This window comes from Cellvibrio sp. ATLC23, from assembly GCF_057196725.1.
In genome coordinates this window covers 315,394-335,765 of sequence record NZ_JBXUOS010000004.1, presented here as the reverse complement: position 1 = coordinate 335,765, position 20,372 = coordinate 315,394, and the positions used below count along the sequence as shown (strand labels likewise).

Genomic DNA, 20,372 nt, shown 5'->3' with positions numbered 1-20,372 from the left:
CATGGCGTTAGCATTGCAACAAGCTGCATTTGAAAATGCGATTAAAATTTTGGTTGTTGAAGATGACAATAATCTTCGCGAAGCATTAACAGATACGCTGCAACTAGCAGATTATTCGGTGATTGCCGTCAATAGTGGCGAAGCGGCACTGCATGAGTTAGCGCGCTACAGCGATATCCGCATGATTGTGTCTGATGTCAACATGGGCGCAATGAGTGGTCATGATTTATTGCGTAGCGTAAAACAAGAATACCCACAAATTCCGATGATGTTAATTACTGCCTACGCCAGCATTGCTGAATCGGTCGATGCAATGAAACAGGGCGCAGTGGATTATTTAGTGAAACCCTTTGCGCCGCAAACACTCGTGGAAACTGTTGCGCGTCATTTAGGTGTGGCACAAATCGAAGGTGATGAACCCGTTGCCATGGCGCCATCCAGCAAACAATTATTGCAACTCGCCCGCCGCGTAGCCCAATCCGATTCCACTGTATTAGTCGTCGGTGAATCCGGCACCGGTAAAGAAGTGCTCGCGCGTTATATTCACGATCATTCCTCCCGTCGCAATCAACCGTTTATCGCCATTAACTGCGCAGCGATTCCCGAGAACATGTTAGAAGCCATGTTGTTCGGTCATGAAAAAGGCGCCTATACCGGCGCGCACACCAGCAGCCCCGGTAAGTTTGAGCAAGCCAATGGCGGCACTTTATTGCTCGATGAAATTTCAGAAATGGATATTGGTTTGCAAGCGAAATTATTGCGTGTATTGCAAGAGCGCGAAGTAGAGCGCTTGGGTGGCCGCAAAACCATCAAATTAAATGTGCGTGTCATCGCCACCTCCAACCGCAATATGCGCAGCGATGTTGTCGCCGGAAAATTCCGCGAAGACTTGTACTACCGCTTGAGTGTATTGCCTTTGCAGTGGGCGCCATTGCGCGACCGCATTGAAGACATCATCCCGCTTGCAGAAAAGATTTTGCAAAAACACGCGCAAAAACAAAACCGTCGCGGCGTCAGCTTATCGGCATCAGCGCAACAAATGTTATTGGCCTACCCATGGCCGGGCAATGTGCGCGAGTTGGATAACATCATGCAGCGCGCATTAATTTTGCAGGAAGGTAAATCCATTCAAGCCGATGATCTGGGTTTGGGCGCAAACGGCCCTTACTCACAAAGCCCAAGCAATTACAGCCAAAAACCAAACCTGTTAGAAGCTGCACAAGCGATTAACTCAAGCGTAGATTTTGATCCCGCTGGCGATTCCACTTTCGCTGCCCAAGCCTACGCCCGCGCTAGCCAATTTCCGGTCGGCGGCATCGCGGATAATATCGCGTTGGTCAGCAACCAACCTGTGCATCATTCATCGCTGAATAACCCGGCGTTGGGTAATGACCTTAAACAACGCGAATACGAAATCATCATGAACACCCTGCGCAACGAACGCGGCAGCCGCAAAAACACCGCCGAGCGTTTAGGCATTAGCGCGCGCACCCTGCGTTATAAAATCGCGCGCTTGCGTGAAGAGGGGTATGAGATTACCGAGTAATACGCTCGTAAGTTTTTCGTGTAATACGCTGTAATATTCCTCACCACCGCAAGTCGCATAGTCTTACCTGTTCAGTCAAAGGATTGACCACGGCATCACCAGCAGGGCATGGCTGCACTATTAAAACCCGAATCAACCCTGCTTGGATGCGGTGAAATTATGGATAAAAACACTTCGTTTTCTTCTCTCGTTCATCCCTAATCTGATATTTCTGCAGTTTCTGCGATATATTTGGCCACCCATCGCCAATGACTGTGGTATTCGATCACGAGGTGTTGGGAGCGTAAACCTTTAGTAACATTGGCAATGTGCTTGCGGGTCTGGGGGCGCTGTGTAGACTGGTTTTGCCCAAAGCCTTCCTTAAGGAGCGCAGTTCGTAAGAATACTTTCACCCGTAAAGCGGACATTCGCGCGAAATAAATACCGCCATTTAATTCGCTAAGAGTCCACCTCAAATTTCTGTCTGCTCGGAAATTTCCAGCGCATCATCCACATCAATACCTAAATAGCGCACCGTACTTTCCAGCTTGGTATGCCCCAGCAGAATTTGCACAGCGCGTAAATTTTTGGTTCGCTTGTAAATTAATGATGCCTTGGTGCGGCGGAGGGAATGCGTGCCGTAGGCGGAAGCATCCAAACCAATGTCACTAATCCAACGGTGAACAATTCGAGCATATTGCCGCGTTGTAATGTGTGGGGATTCGCGCACGCGGCTGGGGAACAGGTAGTTGTCACTGCGCAGATTGCCTTTGGCTAGCCAAGACTCAACGGCCTGTCGCGTTAACGAAGTAATCTCGAATTGAACAGGTTGATGGGTTTTCTGCTGCATTACGGTGGCGCGGTGCAAGAGCTGCGTGCCGTGGCAGATAACGCGGACTTTTAACTTAACCAAGTCACAGGCGCGAAGCTTGCTATCAATGACGAGGTTAAACATCGCCAGCTCACGGATTCGATGAGTGATCCGCAAGCGCACGCGAATGGCCCAAATATCACACGCTTTTAATGGGGTGAAACCAATGCTATGTTGTTTTAAGTGCCAAAGGTTATTAAAAAGTTGAAATTAGAACTTTTCGTAATTAATATTGGTGCTAATTTGATCATTGGTTGGAATGGAATAAACACATGGACACGGGTTTACAGTGCTTGGTAGCACTCGCAGGGTTCCACCAGTTGCCCGCTGATGCGGCACAAATCTCCCACCAATTCGCAATCCCCGGCCAACCGCTTGGCAATACCGAAATACTCCGCGCCGCTAAAGCGCTCACCTTTAAAGCTAAACTTTTCACCTTTCCGCTCGCCAAATTAATCGGTTCCAGCTTACCCGCTATCGCTAAAACCAAAGACGGCGATTACATCATTCTCGCGCGTATTGCCGAAGAAGATGGAGTGCCGACGAAAGTATTGGTGCAGGATTTACGCGAGCAAACGCCCAAGACATTAAGCGCAGATGAGTTTATTTCTCTCTGGTCAGGCGAAGTAATTTTTCTCAGCCGCCGCCTCGGTATCCGTGAAAGCCTGCAACAAAAGTTCGATATCAGCTGGTTTATTCCTTCACTGATTAAATACCGCAAGTTATTTGGCGAAGTGCTGATTGCTTCCTTCTTCTTGCAATTGTTTGGCTTGATTACACCGCTGTTATTTCAGGTGGTGATGGATAAAGTACTAGTGCATCGCGGTTTCAGTACGCTCGATGTGATCGCCTTTGCTTTTTTTGCAATTGCGATTTTTGAAGCACTGCTTGGCGGTATCCGCAGCTACACCATGTCTCATACCACCAGCCGTGTCGATGTGGAATTGGGTTCGCGGTTATTTCAGCATTTAATGGCTTTGCCCATGGGCTATTTTGAGGCGCGGCAAGTTGGGCAAAATGTGGCGCGAGTGCATGAGTTGGATACCATCCGCAATTTTATTACCGGCAGTGCGCTCACGCTGATTCTCGACTTGGGCTTTACCATCGTGTTCCTGTTGGTCATGTGGTACTACAGTTCTACCTTGTTTTTTGTTGTGGCCGCTACGATCCCTTGTTACATAATCTTGTCTGTTTTTATTACGCCCATTCTTCGTCATCGCCTGAATGAGAAATTCAAATACGGCGCAGCCAATACCGCGTTTCTTACGGAATCGGTTACTGGTGTACAAACCGTAAAAGCCATGGCGGTTGAACCGCAAATGCAACGCAAGTGGGAAGACCAGTTAGCCAACTATGTGAGCGCGTCTTTTCGCAGCCAAAACCTCGGCAATGTTGCCAACCAAATCGCGGGCTTGATTAATAAATTGATGACCCTCGGCATTATTTGGTGGGGTGCTCATCTGGTAATTGGTGGTGAACTCACCGTGGGTGAATTGATTGCCTTTAATATGCTGGCCGGTCGCGTCAGCGGTCCTATTTTAAAACTGGTGCAACTCTGGCAAGACTTCCAGCAAGCGGGCATTTCCATCGAGCGTTTGGGCGACATCCTCAACACCCCGCGTGAGCCCGGCTATAACCCTAATCGTTCTACTTTGCCATCGATTGCCGGTGATGTGAGTTTTGAGCACGTACGCTTTCGTTACCGCCACGATGGCCCGGTCATTCTTGATAGTTTTAACCTGCAAGTAAAACCCGGCGAGATTATCGGTATTGTCGGCCGCTCCGGCTCCGGCAAAAGTACGCTCACCAAATTAATTCAGCGGTTGTATTTACCAGAATCCGGTCGTGTATTGGTGGATGGGGTTGATCTGGCGATGGTGGATACCGCTTGGCTGCGGCGCAATATCGGTGTGGTGTTACAAGAAAACTTTTTGTTTAACCAAACCGTGCGGGAAAATATTGCACTCACCAACCCTGCTGCACCCATGGAACAAATTGTTGCCGTTGCCAAGCTTGCCGGTGCCCATGAGTTTATTGTTGATCTCCCTGAAGCCTACGACACTATGGTGGGTGAGCAAGGCAGCAATCTCTCCGGCGGTCAGCGCCAGCGTTTGGCTATTGCACGCGCACTTTTAACTAATCCACGCATCCTGATTTTTGACGAAGCCACCAGTGCGTTGGATTATGAATCGGAACGGATTATTCAAGACAACATGACGGAGATCTGTAAAGGCCGCACGGTGTTTATCATTGCTCACCGGTTAAGTACCGTACGAATTTGCAACCGTATTATTGTGATGAACAAAGGCCAGATCGTAGAACAAGGCCCGCATGACGAATTACTGCACCAGCAAGGCTATTACGCGCAGTTACATGGTTACCAGCAACACACTCCAAATCCTAAAAGCAATCCAGCGCATTCGCACACAAGCCCAAAGCTGGAGGTAGTCCATGACTAATTTCTTCCAGCAACTGCTTGATGCCTGGCGTGAGCGCGGCAAACTCGGTGATGGTTCCAAACACCAAAACCTTTCGGAATTTATGCCTGCCGCGCTGGAGTTGCAGGAGTCGCCACCCAATCCTTTAGTTCGCTGGCTTGCATGGGTATTGATTGCGTTATTTGTACTGACGCTTATTTGGGCCTGTATTGGCAAAGTCGATGTCGTCTCCAGTGCAGAAGGCAAAATTATTCCCGGCGGCCGCGTTAAACAAATTCAGCCGCTTAGCAAAGGTTTTGTCAAAGCGATCCATGTAAAAGAAGGCCAGTTTGTCAATCAAGGCGATGCGCTGATTGCACTAGATCGCACCAGTACGGCGGCCGATCAAGCGCGCATGCAGCAAGAATTGCACAATGCCAGTCTTAACCTTGCGGGTGCAGAAGCCTTGCAAACGTTTTTGGTTAATACATCGGATTCACAAACTGGTACACATACCAATACAAATAAGCATGTCAACACAGATAAAATTACCAACAAACATAAAAATAATAAAACTCAACCGCGCATGGCGACTGAGATCGCATTAAACGTTCATGCAGCGATCAAGCCCTCGGAAACCGAAATACTGTTACATCAACAAAAAACCTGGGAGCAGTGGCAACAATATCAAGCGCAATTGAGTAGTTTGTACAGCGGGCTTATAAAAGTGCAGAGCGAAAAAATTGGCAATCAGGAAACCATTAAAAAGCTCCAGCAAACCCTGCCGATGATTACCAAGCGGGCACAGGCACTGGAAAGTCTCTATGCCAAAAACATGGCATCAGAAGCCGAATATCTGGAGCTAGAACAACAGCGTATCGAACGTGTGCAAGACCTTGCTACGCAACAGCAAATGCAGCAGCAATTAAACGCTGCCATTAACGAGGCCCAACAACAAATCAACGCACTCAAAGCCGATACCCTTGGCAAGCTGCTCACCCAAATCGCCGACAGCCGTAACCAAATCGCCACCATCAGTGAGGAGCTGGTGAAGGTTACGGATATGAATGACAAACAAATCCTCTACGCTCCCGTATCCGGTTATGTGCAGCAACTCGCTATTAACACCATTGGCGGTATCGTCACTGAAGCGCAACAACTGATGATCATCGTGCCCGAAGAAGAAAGCTTGGAAGTGCAAGTGATGTTGGGCAATCAGGATATTGGCTTCGTGCAAAAAGACATGGCTGCTGAAATAAAAATCCACACCTTTCCGTTTACCAAATACGGTTTAATCGATGCCACCGTTACCCACATTTCCGATGACGCCATCATCGATGAAAAGCTCGGGCTGGTGTACACCATGCATTTGAAAATGCACAAGAACACCATTCGTGTCGAAGCAAAAGACGTAAAACTGATTCCAGGTATGGCAGTAACGGCAGAAGTGAAAACAACACAGCGCAGAGTGATTGAGTATTTTCTATCGCCATTGCTGAGGTACAAACAGGAAAGTATTCGTGAGCGCTAGTCAGACTCCGAAAAATACACCTCACGTCATACCCGCGAACGCGGGTATCCATAACAATTAACTTTTGTAGTAAGCACTAAGGAATCAGTTGTTGCTATGAACGTATTATTTATCCACCAAAACTTCCCCGCCCAGTTTGTGCACCTGGCACCAGCCTTGGCAGCAGATCCTAAAAATGATATTCGTGCGCTCACGCCCAGTAACCGCCCATGCCCAGCGGGTGTAAAGCTACACACCTATAACATCAAGCGTTCGAGCAGCAAAAAAATTCACCCATGGCTATCTGACATGGAAACCAAAACCATTCGTGCGGAAGCCGCGTTTTGGGGTGCAATGCAATTAAAAAAAGAAGGCTTCATACCCGATTTAATAATTGCCCACCCCGGTTGGGGTGAGAGCCTGTTTTTAAAAGATGTATGGCCGCATGCAAAGCTCGCGCTTTATTGCGAGTTTTATTATCAGGCGGTGGGTGGTGATGTCAGTTTTGATCCGGAATTCTCAACACCGGAATTGGACATAGCCTGCCGCTTACGCCTTAAAAATGCCAACTTTGATTTGCATCTGCTTCAGGCCGATGCTGGCATATCACCCACACATTACCAACGCTCAACGTTCCCCAAACATTTCCAAGACAAAATTTCCGTAATACACGACGGTATAGACACCAATCGCATAAAACCCAACCCACAAGTCACTATGCGGTTAAATGGAATGGAGCTAACGAAGAATGATGAAATCATCACCTTCGTAAACCGCAATCTGGAACCCATGCGCGGTTACCATATTTTTATGCGCGCCTTGCCGAAAATCCTGAAAGATAATCCCAAGGCGAGAGTGATTATTGTGGGTGGTGATGATGTGAGTTACGGCAGTAAGCCGCCAGCTGGTACAACGTGGAAACAATTATTTTTAAATGAAGTCTGTGATCGGCTCGACTTAACCCGCGTCCATTTTGTAGGAAAACTGCCATATCCAGATTTTATCCAGCTACTACAATTGTCCACCGTGCATGTGTACCTGACTTATCCCTTTGTGTTGAGCTGGAGTTTGCTGGAAGCAATGAGCGCAGGTTGTGCGATTGTGGCGAGTGATACGGCGCCGGTGCGGGAGGTGATTAAGCATAATGAAACGGGTCTGTTGGTGGATTTTTTTGATGTGAATACGATTGCCGATCAGATTTCTTATTTGTTAAATAATTTAATCGAACGACAGAGGCTGGGTGAAATGGCAAGGCGACTTATTTTGCAACAGTATGAGCTTGAAAGAGTATGTTTGCAAAAACAGAATTTTTGGGTAAATGCGATTCTCGGTAAAAATTTAAATGAAAACTATTTCATCTAGCTAAAGGTAATCATATGTTCGGATTGGCAATTATATTTTTTGTAGCACTTTATCTTGTGGTCTGGATTTTGGTGGTTTTGTTAGCAGCTTATTTAGGGTGGCGATTTACCAAATCTAAGATGGTTATGTTTTTTTTGGGGGCTATAGCTTTCTTGGTCATGTATTGGCCTGCTTTTGGGGATTTGATACCAACCTTGTGGGCTCATAAACAGTTATGTGAAAAAGAGGCCGGATTTAAAGTGTACGTTACTCCTGAGCAGTGGGAAGAGGAAAATCCTGGAGTTCTTGATGCTCTTTATCCATACGAAAAGTACATTGAGGTTGGCGAAGGCCGACTCGAAAATGATAGATTTATGACATCATTTAAAATTCATGTTTACTTATATCCGCCCATTAAAAAATACACTGACAAAATTTATGATATTGAAACTAATGAGATTTTGGCCGAAAGAATTGATTTCTCAAGAGGATATGGAAATCTTTCCTTAGGGCTCGATAATCGAGCCATTAAAATATGGCTTTCATCGGACTCTTGTTTTAATGAAATTGATAAAGGGGAAATACTTTTTAAGATAAAGGAATACTATTCAAAGTTGAAGATGAAATGGGGTGTTTAGTTTTTGATGGCGTAGAAAATTATGTCCTAATTAAGAATATAGGCTCAAGCCGCCCCATTGTAGAGGGCAATCAATGCACGCTCTAAGAATGTGGATATTTACTGTTGTTTTTAATGGAATTTTTAATAGGGGATTGCTATGAGTATATCGGTTGTAGATTTTTTTGACTTGGCAAGTCTTGCGGAAGCTAGCTATGCCGATTTTTCAAATTTCTCGAAAATGAAGGATGCACTGTTAGCTAGTGGGTTCTCTGAATCGCAAGCTGACCTTATTGTTGCACGATGGTCTGTAAAAGCGCATTTGCCAAATACTTCTACTGGTTTTTCTATGAGCTTATTCGAGGGGGCTGATGAGTTCGTTTTAGCTTTTCGTGGTACTGAGCCAACCAAACAATGGTTTAAAGATATACAAGCTGATGTTGGTGATATTGTTGCTGACGGAGTTGCCCTCGATCAGGCTATCGATTTAGTAAATTATTGGGCATGGATTAAATCTGATGGTGCTTATACCGCTGCGAAGCTAGAGGTACTTGAAGCAGAAACAATTGCACTAAATGCAGCTATTTTGCTTGGCGGGGCCAAACAAGCCATTTATTTCGCAGCTATGTCACTACGTGATGATGTAATTATAGATCTAACCTACGACCCCATTAATGATTCTGTAATCTACCTTGTTAGACGAGTAGTGTGGGAAGACTCCAGTACTGCATTTGACGATCCCAAGTATCAGAACGGGTTAGGATTGGGTGATGATATTGCTGCAAAAGGTTTAACTGTTACGGGACATAGTCTAGGTGGTCATTTGGCATCAGCGTTTACCCGTCTTTTTCCTGAGGCAAATGCCGAGGCATTAACAATAAATGGGGCCGGCTTCGGTATTCTCGGGTTTACTGGGTACGCAGCTAAAAACGTATCTAATCTATTTGAAATGCTTTTTGGTAACCCATCTTTTGGTAGTAGTTCGATTTTAAATCTTTATGGGGATAAGAATCCTGAGTTCGTGACTCAAGATGTGTTGTTAAAGCAGCCTGGTGGGCACTTACCTATATTTATTGAACAGACCAATTTTTATGATCATACTCTTGGTCATGGGACAAAGCCGATAACCGATACCTTGGCTGTGTATGATTTGTTTTTTAAGATGGATAGAAAAGCCTCTCTTGATAATCTTTTGAAGATTTTTAACAGCGCAAGCAATAGTGCGGAAAAATCTTTAGAGAGCATGGTGAGCTATTTGGCTGATCTTTTTAAGGTCGATGTATCCCTTACTACAGATGACAGAGAATCTCTGTACAAAAGCATCAATGCAATTCGCGAGAGCAGCTATTTTATTAATGTGGCCGATCAACTCAAAGTGCTTCCGCATGCTAATGCGGGTTTGGCAAAAACCGACTTTGGTCATTTCCTAAGTTTGTATTTTTCACTTCCTTTTGTTTTACAAGGAGCAGATTCCACCTTGCTTGGGCTTCATGGTGAAATTTATAGCCTTTGGACAGCGGATCAATCTCTCAGTGCAGAAGACCGTAAAAACGGCAAAGCGAATTTTTCTGATGAGTGGTATCAAGACCGCGCAAACTTTTTGTCGCTTTTACTTGAGCGAAATGCAAAAGATATTGATTCAACTGAAAGCGCAAACCCTTCAGGAAAAGATATTTTCTATGTGAATGTAGAGGGTTTCGATAGTGGTAGTGGCCGGATATTTTCCGGTGATGTGAATGCAAGCAGTATAAATCAAGAACCCGCTCCTTCTCGCGTAGTGTTTGGTACTAATACAGACAACACCCCAGCCAATACCGGCGCTGACGGCTTTGTTGGCGGCAACGGCAACGATCGCATTTACGGTTTAGGTGGTGATGACAAACTTAATGGATTAAAAGGCAACGATGTTCTTGATGGTGGAGCTGGTAAAGATCAATTAACCGGCGGCGAAGGCGCTGATCTTTTACTGGGCGGTGCAGGAGACGATATTCTTGATGGTGGCGCAGACAACGATATATTAAAAGGTGGTGCCGATAACGATACTTATAAATTCACTGGAAATTTTGGCCGCGACATTGTTATCGATAATGAAGGTACCGATGTTATAGATATCGACGGCGTTGTTGTCGGCGAATTAAAACAAACCGCGAAAAATAGTATTACCTACACCAACGCTGCTGGAACTGTTGAAGCTGTACTGATTGATAACGGTGGCAGTAAAACCTTACTCATCAGCTCCGCATCAAATCGTAGCAACAGCGTCACAGTCGATAATTGGGTGACAGGCCAGTTTGGCATCACGTTAAAAGACGCCAATGAAGAAAGCTCCACTTTGCCTCATAGCGTTACGGGCGACAGCAACGGCAATCAATTATTCCCTCATGCCGAACCAAACGAACATTATTCGTCTACAGAAATTCACGGTGGGCTCGGCGTTGATTTTATTCACGGCAGCGTTTCAATTGATCGGCTCTACGGCGAAGGTGGTAATGATTGGATTACAGCTGGTGGGAACTATGGAAAAGTCTCAAGCCTAGATAACTCAGTCGTGATAGTTCCCGCAGGCGGTGGTGGTAAAGATTTTATTGATGGTGGCGACGGTGATGATCTTATCTCCGGGCTCGCTGATCAATCTGAATGGTATGGCGGTAAAGGTAATGACATGTTGCTGGGTGGCAGTGTCATGCATATGTTCCAACTATCAATGCCGAAAATCGATGATAGTGTAGACGATCAGTTGCGTGCTGATATCGCATGGCGTGATTTCAGTAGTTTGCTTAAATCTGGTTTTACGATTGATCAAGAAACTAAAGATGGAGCCACAATTTATGGTTATTCCGCTTGGGCCGGAGTCGAACCTGGCACTTATACCGGCAGCTCTGCATTAGGAAACGGTTGGCAATATAGATTTACTTTTAGCGGCAACGCTCAGCTAGAGGATGCGTCAGATAAGAATCGCGGGGTTTCCAGCTACTCATATCTCAATGGCCCGGAAGTGGCTGGGTTAGGTAATATTTCTCTTGAATACAGCCATCCTGATCTCAATGGTGGTGCATTTAGCTCAAGCAATCTATACACCCAATTTCGATTAACACCAAAAGAGTTAGCTTCTGGAGTTACTAAAGAAGACGTCAAAGATCGAGCGAATTTGAGTTTGCATGGTGGCGAAGGTGATGATTTGCTATTGGGTTGGTATGCGCGCGATGAATTGTATGGTGATGAAGATAATGATGCACTTTTTGCAAGTGATGGAAATGATTTACTGGATGGTGGCGAAGGAAATGACACATTAGCGGGTGGCTGGGGCAATGACACCTTACTCGGCGGAGATGGCGATGACTTGCTGATTGGCGATGATATTGGAGCTTCCACGCAAGGCACCGATGATGTTTTATACGGTGGCGCTGGAAAAGATACGCTACATGGTAGTGCCGGTAATGACTACTTGCACGGCGGTTCAGGTGACGATTATCTATCAGGAGGAGACGGCAACGACTACCTTATTGGTGGTGTAGGCAAGGACGAATTATATGGCGGTGATGGCGACGATACGCTTGTAGGTGGCACAGAAGATCGATACATGCACGCTGGAACAGGCAAGAATATTTATATTTTTGACAATATTATCTACGACGAGGCAGATGTAAAAGCTGCCGCGAAAGAGCCGAGTGTAAACGCTCTAGGCTTTACCACAATTTCATCGCAAGTCAGCGCACAAGCGCCTGTATCTCCAGCGCCTTTGCTTACTATCGAAGGCACCGAGGGTACTAATACCTTAGCGTTAGTTGGCGCCTCATCTTTGAATCAGGTTTTCCTAACTTCACAAGATAATGATTTGGTGTTACGTACCGGTAACGCGGCTATCTATATTCGTGAAGGTTTGAACGGTGCAGTTGACCATATTGCATTTGGTAGCAGCGCAGATGATTTTATTGATTCCATTTCATCGACCCAATCTACATCTATAGATGATGTCATGCTGGCCAGATTAACTACGGAAATTACCCGCACGGCACAAACCGCTGGTACGCAATTAGCGGGTGGCTTATCAAATGATACCCTCCTTGCCCATGAGGGTGGTTCGATCCTAATTGGTGGGCAAGGAGATGACACGCTTCTTGGTAATGTGGGTGATGATGTTTATATTATTCGTAGTGAAGATGGTCATGACAGCATCACCGAGCAAGGCGGATTTAATACAATTAAATTTGCGGAAGGTATTGCTCCAGATCAAATTGCTGTGCACAACTCTAATGGCAATTTATTGATAATTATCGCAGGCAGTCAATCTATTGTTGTTAATGGCATGTTTGATATAGCAACTGGAGATCCTATTGCTAACAAAGCAATCCATAAAATTGAATTTAGCAATCGTGAGTTTTGGGATTTAACCCGGTTGTTAGAAGAGTCTGCGAAAGGCGCTACGCTTGTGGGTAGCGTTCACAATGATTTATTGATCGGATATGAAAGTGGTGACACCCTTACTGGTGGCAAAGGTGATGATAAATTGCGTGGAGGCAAAGGCGATGATCATTATCATTTTGCTATTGGCGATGGTGCCGACCAGGTTGACGATAGCCATGGTAATGACCATATTTATTTTGCTGAGGGCATCAGCGAAACAAACGTCAACCTTCGCAAAGACATCAACAACAATCTCGTTATTCGCATTAACAACAATGACAGTATTACCGTACTCAATGCATTCAACGCGTCTGGTGAATTAAGCGCACAAGCAATCGAAAATATACATTTCAATGATACTTCAGTCTGGGATATTGCGCGCATCCAAACCGAGTTGGCAAAAAATCAGCCGTACATTTTTTCGGGTACAACGGGTAATGATAAATTGGTGGGAGATAATGCCAATCAAATTTTTTATGGCGATAAAGGAGATGATCAGCTTGATGGTGGTAGTGCGAGCGATGTTTATCAATACGCATTAGGCGATGGAAAAGATGTTATCAAAGATAGTAACGGCAATGATCGACTGGAGTTACTTTCAGGGGTAAATGAAAGTGAAGTGGTTGCACGCAGCAATGGCGTTGATTTGATTCTCACTTTGAAAGATGGTGGTTCAATTACCGTACAAAATGCCTTTGGTACAAAAGCAGAAAACGTAGTTGACCCTGTCATTACGACGTTGATTGAACAGCTACAAAATAATTGGATGTCGCAAGCAGAGCGCTTGATTGAGCAGCATTATGGTTTAACAGGAAGTGGTGATATTACACTCGGGTTTGAAAGTGATGTGGAGGGAGCAGAAGCAGCTCATGTGGAAGCAACCTATTCAGAGTTAGGTGGAGTAGGCACTAACCTGAAGTTAGTGATAGATCTCAATGATTTTAACAATACCCCTAATGGTGCAGCTCCTTATTATTACGACCGTGTAATCGCACATGAAATGGTTCACGCAGTCATGGCACGCAATATGAACAACTCTCAGTTGCCCGGTTGGTTTACTGAGGGCACTGCGGAATTTATTCATGGGGCAGATGAGCGCGTAAAAGCTGATGCTAACATTATTGGGTTGGAGAGTAATTTTAATCAGTTGTTTAAAACAACTGTTGGCTCACCGTCTACTTCAGCTGGTTATTCTGTTAGCTACATTGCGGTTAAATTACTAGATAAAGAAATTCGCAATCATGGCGGTGCCGGTATTAAAGAAGTATTCGATCAGTTAAAAACCGGAAAAACTTTGGATCAATCTCTTATTACTGTGAGTGCTGCGCACGCTGGTCTGGCAGCAGCTTGGAATAATCTCTCTACCTTCGAAACACATTTTAAATCTGTAGGCTTTGCTCAATACACGCAATTGCTTGCATTAGATGATCTCGATACCGGCTCGATAGCGGGTTCAGACTATGGGTTTTCGTCACTCAATGCCAGTGCAGTTATATCTAACTCTATTAGTGGCCCATCAAGAGCCTTCAATTTAATTATTCCTGATCAATATGTTTCTACACCGGAAATAAATGGTGTATTGGAATCGATTGGATTTAGCTCAGGAGGGGGGTGGGATTATTCTCGCATCACTCAGGAGGTGCTCAAGCCAACAAATGGAGATGATGTTATTCATTCCTTTGACACTGACGATGTTTTAAGTGGCTCTAAAGGCAATGATCAATTATTTGGTTATGCCGGTAATGATGTATATCGGTACGCACTAGGTGACGGAAATGATGTAATTGTTGATAGTGCGGGCACTGATCGGATTGAATTTGGAGAGGGGATTCTTGCTGCTGACATTGAATTAACACGTGATTTATCAAACAACTTAATAGTCACACTAAAGGATGGTTCAACCATCATGGTTAGCAGTGCATTCTCAGAGGATGGAGAGTTAAGTTCTGACAGTATTGAATTCATTAACTTTGTGAGTGGTGACGTATGGAATAGCGAAAAGATATTGCAAGAGGTTGATCGAATTAGTGCAATTCTAGTGCAAGGTACTCACGGAAATGATGTGCTATATGGCTCCGATAATGGAGATATTTTAATAGGTGGTTTGGGAAATGATGTGTTGTACGGTGGTGCTGGTATGGATACTTTGAAAGGAGGTCTAGGCAATGATAACCTGTACGGTGATTCAGGAGCCGACACCTACCTGTTCAACCTAGGAGATGGACAGGACAGCATCACTGATGAAGACGAAACTGCCTACATCAACGACCGTGTAGTATTCGGATCTGGTATTACACGCGACAATATCAGTTTTGCTCGTAGTATCAACGATTTGGTTATGTTCATTGGCAATGGAGGTGATCAGATCACCTTCCGAGCGCATTTCTTCAGTAATGCCTACAAAATTGAGGAAGTGGACATTGCCGGGGAGGTAGTGGCTTTGGACGCCTTGCTTAGCAGTTACAGTGAAGTTGCTGTATTAGGCGCAACGGATGCTAACAATATTTGGCTCTATGGTACTGATAATAAGAACTTTATCGATGGGCTAGGCGGTAACGATTACATCTACGGTTACGGTGGTGATGACACATTGATGGGCGGACTGGGTAAAGATCAGCTCTACGGTGGCAATGACAACGATCAGTTAGACGGTGGTGAGGGTGATGACATCCTCTATGGTGAAACAGGTAACGATACCCTGTTGGGCGGCTTGGGTAACGACCTGCTCTACAGTGGTGACGACAACGACCAGTTGGATGGAGGTAAAGACAACGACACCCTCCATGGCGAACGCGGCAACGATACTTTGCTGGGTGGCTTTGGTAACGATGAGCTCTACGGTGGTGATGACCATGACCAGTTGAGCGGTGGTGAAGGTAATGACACTCTCTATGGTGGAAACAGCTACCAAGATACTGGCAACGATACTTTGTGGGGTGGCCATGGAGCCGACAGACTAGAAGGTGGTGGCGGAGCCGACACCTATATATTCAATTTGGGCGATGGTCGTGATGAGATATGGGACTTCGATGAGACGGCGAATATCAACGACCGCATAGTGTTCGGTGCAGGCATTACCCTCGGCAACATTCGCTTTGCTCGTAATTACCTTGATCTGGTTATGTTCATTGGCGATACAGACGATCAGATTACCGTCATCAATTACTTCAGCGTCAGCGGCAGCAGCGAATGGGTTGAGGAAGTGGAGGTTGCCGGAGAGGTGGTGGTGTTAGACACCTTATTCAGCAGCTACAGCGAGTTTGCTGTAGTGGGTGCAACCGATGGCGTCGATTATTTCCTCTATGGAACTGAGCACAAGAACCTGATCGATGGATTGGGTGGCCACGATTCCCTCTACGGCTTCGGGGGTGATGACACTTTGCTGGGCGGGTCGGGAGACGACATTCTTTGGGGCGGCGACGGCGACGACTTGGTAGTCGGTGGTGAAGGTCACGACGTTCTTTATGGAGGGGGCTTCAGTTTATTAGGTGATGAGCCCGGCAACGATACCTTGTGGGGTGGCCCTGGGAGCGATCGGCTGCTCGGTGCGTTCGGAGCGGACACCTACCTGTTCAACCTAGGCGATGGTCAAGACACAATACGCGACGAAGATAGAGCAGCCAACATCAAAGATCGTCTAGTATTCGGCGCTGGTATTACCCTCAATAGCATTAGCCATGCCCGTACTGGTTCTAGTCTTGTTATATCCTATGGCAATGCCGGCGACCAAGTTACAATCGAATCTTACTTTAGCGGTAGTGAATACAAGATTGAGGAGGTGGAGATTGCTGGAGAAGTGATGATGTTGGATACCTTGCTCAACGGACAAAGCGAGGCTGATGAAATTCCACCCGCGATCCCTACTGCAAGTTTTGACACCGCCGGAAAAGTTATTAGTGGTATCGCCGAAGCAGGCAGTACAGTTAGCGTGAAAAATGCAGCAGGAACAGAATTAAAATCGATTACTGCAAACGAGACCACTGGCGCTTATTCAATTACGTTGACCACAGCGTTAGTTAATAATGAGGTTGTGAATGTTACCGCTAAAGATGCTGCAGGAAATATCTCAGCAATCAAAACTATTGTTGCTCCGGATAAAACAGCCCCCGCTCTTCCTTCCGCGAATTTTGATGGAACAGGCAAAGTGATTAATGGTGTTGCTGAAGCTGGCAGTACGGTTGTTGTTAAAAACGCAAGCAATACAAGTACGCTGGGAACCGTTACAGCTCATGCGGTAACGGGAGTATATTCAATAACGCTGGTGACGGCATTAATCAATAAAGAAACCGTTAACATCACCGCTACAGATGCCGCTGGTAACGTATCGGTTGCGCGTGCACTTATTGCCCCCGATGTCGTTGCGCCTAACCCCACGGCCACCATTATTCAGGCAGAAAACTACACATCCATGAGCGGTGTTTGGAATGAGCCGACGACTGACGTTGGTGGCGGACAAAACACAGGGAATATCAATACTGGCGACTGGATGGCCTACAACAACGTTGCGTTTAATGTTCCAACTGAAGGTCGCTATAAGATCACCTATCGTGTTGCAAGCCTCAATGGCGGTGGACGCTTAGCGTTAAGAGAATTGAGCAATGAAAATACGCTTGGCTCTATTAATATTCCTAAAACAGGCGCATGGCAAAGCTGGGTTGATGTCACTCATGAAATTACGTTAACTGGAGGAGAGCATAACTTTAAGCTTTATGCAGAAAACGGTGGTTTTAACGTTAATTGGTTCAAGTTGGAGCCTCTGGCACCTGTAGCATCTGATACAACGCCGCCAGCGCAACCCACAGCAAATTTTGATACAGCGGGCAAAGTTGTCAGTGGTGTTGCTGAAGCTGGCAGTACGGTTATTGTTAAAAACGCAAGCAATACTATTACATTAGGTACCGTTACTGCTGATGCAGCAACAGGCGCTTACTCAATAACTCTAGGCACCGCTTTAATTAATAGCGAAACCATTAATGTTGCTGCTAAAGATGCCGCAGGAAATATCTCAGCAATCAAAACTATTGTTGCTCCGGATAAAACAGCCCCCGCTCTTCCTTCCGCGAATTTTGATGTAACAGGCAAAGTGATTAATGGTGTTGCTGAAGCTGGCAGTACGGTTGTTGTTAAAAACGCAAGCAATACAAGTACGCTGGGAACCGTTACAGCTCATGCGGTAACGGGAGCATATTCAATAACGCTGGTGACGGCATTAATCAATAAAGAAACCGTTAACATCACCGCTACAGATGCTGCTGGTAACGTATCGATTGCGCGTGCACTTATTGCCCCCGATGTCGCCGCGCCTAACCCCACGGCCACCATTATTCAGGCCGAAAACTACACATCCATGAGCGGTGTTTGGAATGAGCAGACGACTGACGTTGGTGGCGGACAAAACACAGGGAATATCAATACTGGCGACTGGATGGCCTACAACAACGTTGCGTTTAATGTTCCAACTGAAGGTCGCTATAAGATCACCTATCGTGTTGCAAGCCTCAATGGCGGTGGACGCTTAGCGTTAAGAGAATTGAGCAATGAAAATACACTTGGCTCTATTAATATTCCTAAAACAGGCGCATGGCAAAGCTGGGTTGATGTCACTCATGAAATTACGTTAACTGGAGGAGAGCATAACTTTAAGCTTTATGCAGAAAATGGTGGTTTTAACGTTAATTGGTTCAAGTTGGAGCCTCTGGCACCTATAGCATCCGATACAACACCGCCAGCGCAACCCACAGCAAATTTTGATACAGCGGGCAAAGTTGTCAGCGGTGTTGCTGAAGCTGGCAGCACGGTTGTTGTTAAAAACGCAAGCAACACAAGTACGCTGGGAACCGTTACAGCTCATACGGTAACGGGAGCATATTCAATAACGCTGGTGACGGCATTAATCAAAAAAGAAACCGTCAACATCACCGCTACAGATGCTGCTGGTAACGTATCGGTTGCGCGTGCACTTATTGCCCCCGATGTCGCCGCGCCTAACCCCACGGCCACCGTTATTCAGGCAGAAAACTACACATCCATGAGCGGTGTATGGAATGAGCCGACGACTGACGTTGGTGGCGGACAAAACACAGGGAATATTAATACTGGCGACTGGATGGCCTACAACAACGTTGCGTTTAATGTTCCAACTGAAGGTAGCTATAAGATCACCTATCGTGTTGCAAGCCTCAATGGCGGTGGACGCTTAGCGTTAAGAGAATTGAGCAATGAAAATACACTTGGCTCTATTAATATTCCTAAAACAGGCGCATGGCAAAGCTGGGTTGATGTCACTCATGAAATTACGTTAACTGGAGGAGAGCATAACTTTAAGCTTTATGCAGAAAACGGGGGTTTTAACGTTAATTGGTTCAAGTTGGAGCCTCTGGCACCTTTAGCATCCGATACAACGCCGCCAGCGCAACCCACAGCAAATTTTGATACAGCAGGCAAAGTTGTCAGCGGTGTTGCTGAAGCTGGCAGCACGGTTGTTGTTAAAAACGCAAGCAACACAAGTACGCTGGGAACCGTTACTGCTGATGCAGCAACAGGCGCTTACTCAATAACTCTAGGCACTGCTTTAATTAATAATGAAACCATTAATGTTTCTGCCACAGATGCAGCGGGTAATGTGTCTGTAGTGAAAACACTTATCGCACCTGATAAAACTGCACCTACCGCACCTTCTGCTAATTTAGACGTAGCTTCAAAAACAGTGAGTGGTACTGCTGAAATCGGTAGTAGCGTTGTGGTGAAAAATTCAGCTGGGCAAACCCTTGGTATTGTGCAGGCAAATTCAACGACGGGCGCTTATTCAGTATCATTTACTCAAACACTCGTGAATGGGCAGTCTCTTTTCACAACGGCTACAGATACGGCAGGAAATGTTTCTGCGGCCACCACAACGCCAATCGCCATCAATACGGATCCTTTGCCCGCCGTAAATGGATTGCGCGGACGTTACTATGGTTATCATCAACCCGCTAATGGCAATGTGAATCTTACGAATGTTGCGCAAGTAAAAACGTTGGTTTCCAACAAGTCACCCGATGCCTACTTCATCGCCAGAAATTTCCAATACGGCGTGGCAGGAGCTAATGAATTGGGTATGGGAACAACACTACAAACGTTCTTAAGGACAGATGCGGCAACTCTCAATGTTGACCCTGCTAACACCAGTGATGCCATTTTGAGGTTTGATGGAAAAATACAACTGGATGCTGGCTCTTACAATTTCCGCGTTCGTGCTGATGATGGTTACAGCATTATGGTCAACGGTGCTGTTGTTGCCGAGTACAGTGCAAATCAAGCAGCAACCACTCGAACCCACGTTGCATTTGCTATTACGCAATCGGGTTTGCAAGACATTGAAATTGTATATTGGGATGCAGGTGGTGGCGCTTTCTTGAATGTTGAGTTGGCTGATACTGCAACTGGAAATTACGCTTACTTAAATGAAAGTATTTTATTCCAACCCTCGATAGACACATCAGTTGCAATGTTCGCAGAAACTAATAAACCAAGAACTGACTATGAAGGGGTTAATTATTACAGTAGTAATGATGCCTTGATTCAGGCTATGGCGTCGTTTGTTTCTGAGTCTGGTGTAGATACCCGTTATCGAGCTACATATATGGAACAAGGTTCAGTGATGATTGCTGTTGGAGGCTAAGTCTTAGGTACAACTATCCGGCGAA

The 20,372-nt window shown here is 45.7% G+C and carries 7 protein-coding genes; 6 read left to right on the top strand and 1 reads right to left on the bottom strand.

The window, feature by feature from the left end; all coding sequences use genetic code 11:
* Window position 1: 1 nt before the first annotated feature.
* A complete protein-coding gene (locus AC2CG4_RS09170) occupies window positions 2–1,546 on the top strand; it encodes a sigma-54-dependent transcriptional regulator (RefSeq protein ID WP_484485967.1) in 1,545 nt (514 codons plus the stop codon).
* 451 nt (window positions 1,547–1,997) lie between these two features.
* On the opposite strand, the gene AC2CG4_RS09165 is transcribed toward AC2CG4_RS09170, so the two are convergent.
* Window positions 1,998–2,519 carry a tyrosine-type recombinase/integrase gene (locus tag AC2CG4_RS09165; RefSeq protein WP_484485966.1) on the bottom strand — a complete coding sequence of 174 codons (522 nt, stop codon included), beginning with the start codon at window positions 2,517–2,519 and terminating at the stop codon, window positions 1,998–2,000.
* 149 nt (window positions 2,520–2,668) lie between these two features.
* Between AC2CG4_RS09165 and AC2CG4_RS09160 the strand changes: the two genes are divergently transcribed.
* The 5 genes from AC2CG4_RS09160 (at window position 2,669) to AC2CG4_RS09140 (ending at window position 20,347) form a co-directional block, all read left to right on the top strand.
* Window positions 2,669–4,855: a type I secretion system permease/ATPase gene (locus tag AC2CG4_RS09160; RefSeq protein ID WP_484485965.1), complete on the top strand. Its 2,187-nt coding sequence runs from the start codon at window positions 2,669–2,671 to the stop codon at window positions 4,853–4,855.
* Window positions 4,848–6,344, top strand: a complete 1,497-nt coding sequence (locus AC2CG4_RS09155) for an HlyD family type I secretion periplasmic adaptor subunit (protein ID WP_484485964.1) — start codon at window positions 4,848–4,850, stop codon at window positions 6,342–6,344. The genes AC2CG4_RS09160 and AC2CG4_RS09155 overlap by 8 nt, the downstream gene beginning before the upstream one ends.
* A 96-nt stretch (window positions 6,345–6,440) precedes the next feature.
* Window positions 6,441–7,685 carry a glycosyltransferase family 4 protein gene (locus tag AC2CG4_RS09150; RefSeq protein ID WP_484485963.1) on the top strand — a complete coding sequence of 415 codons (1,245 nt, stop codon included), beginning with the start codon at window positions 6,441–6,443 and terminating at the stop codon, window positions 7,683–7,685.
* 14 nt (window positions 7,686–7,699) lie between these two features.
* Window positions 7,700–8,302, top strand: a complete 603-nt coding sequence (locus AC2CG4_RS09145) for a hypothetical protein (protein ID WP_484485962.1) — start codon at window positions 7,700–7,702, stop codon at window positions 8,300–8,302.
* Between the two features lie 138 nt (window positions 8,303–8,440).
* Window positions 8,441–20,347: a flagellinolysin gene (locus AC2CG4_RS09140; protein WP_484485961.1), complete on the top strand. Its 11,907-nt coding sequence runs from the start codon at window positions 8,441–8,443 to the stop codon at window positions 20,345–20,347.
* Window positions 20,348–20,372: the final 25 nt, after the last annotated feature.

What these genes read in the sequence shown, in the direction of transcription:
- AC2CG4_RS09170 (WP_484485967.1), top strand. Translation starts at nt 2, where the DNA reads ATGGCGTTAGCATTGCAACAAGCTGCATTTGAAAATGCGATTAAAATT.
- AC2CG4_RS09160 (WP_484485965.1), top strand. Translation starts at nt 2,669, where the DNA reads ATGGACACGGGTTTACAGTGCTTGGTAGCACTCGCAGGGTTCCACCAG.
- AC2CG4_RS09155 (WP_484485964.1), top strand. Translation starts at nt 4,848, where the DNA reads ATGACTAATTTCTTCCAGCAACTGCTTGATGCCTGGCGTGAGCGCGGC.
- AC2CG4_RS09150 (WP_484485963.1), top strand. Translation starts at nt 6,441, where the DNA reads ATGAACGTATTATTTATCCACCAAAACTTCCCCGCCCAGTTTGTGCAC.
- AC2CG4_RS09145 (WP_484485962.1), top strand. Translation starts at nt 7,700, where the DNA reads ATGTTCGGATTGGCAATTATATTTTTTGTAGCACTTTATCTTGTGGTC.
- AC2CG4_RS09140 (WP_484485961.1), top strand. Translation starts at nt 8,441, where the DNA reads ATGAGTATATCGGTTGTAGATTTTTTTGACTTGGCAAGTCTTGCGGAA.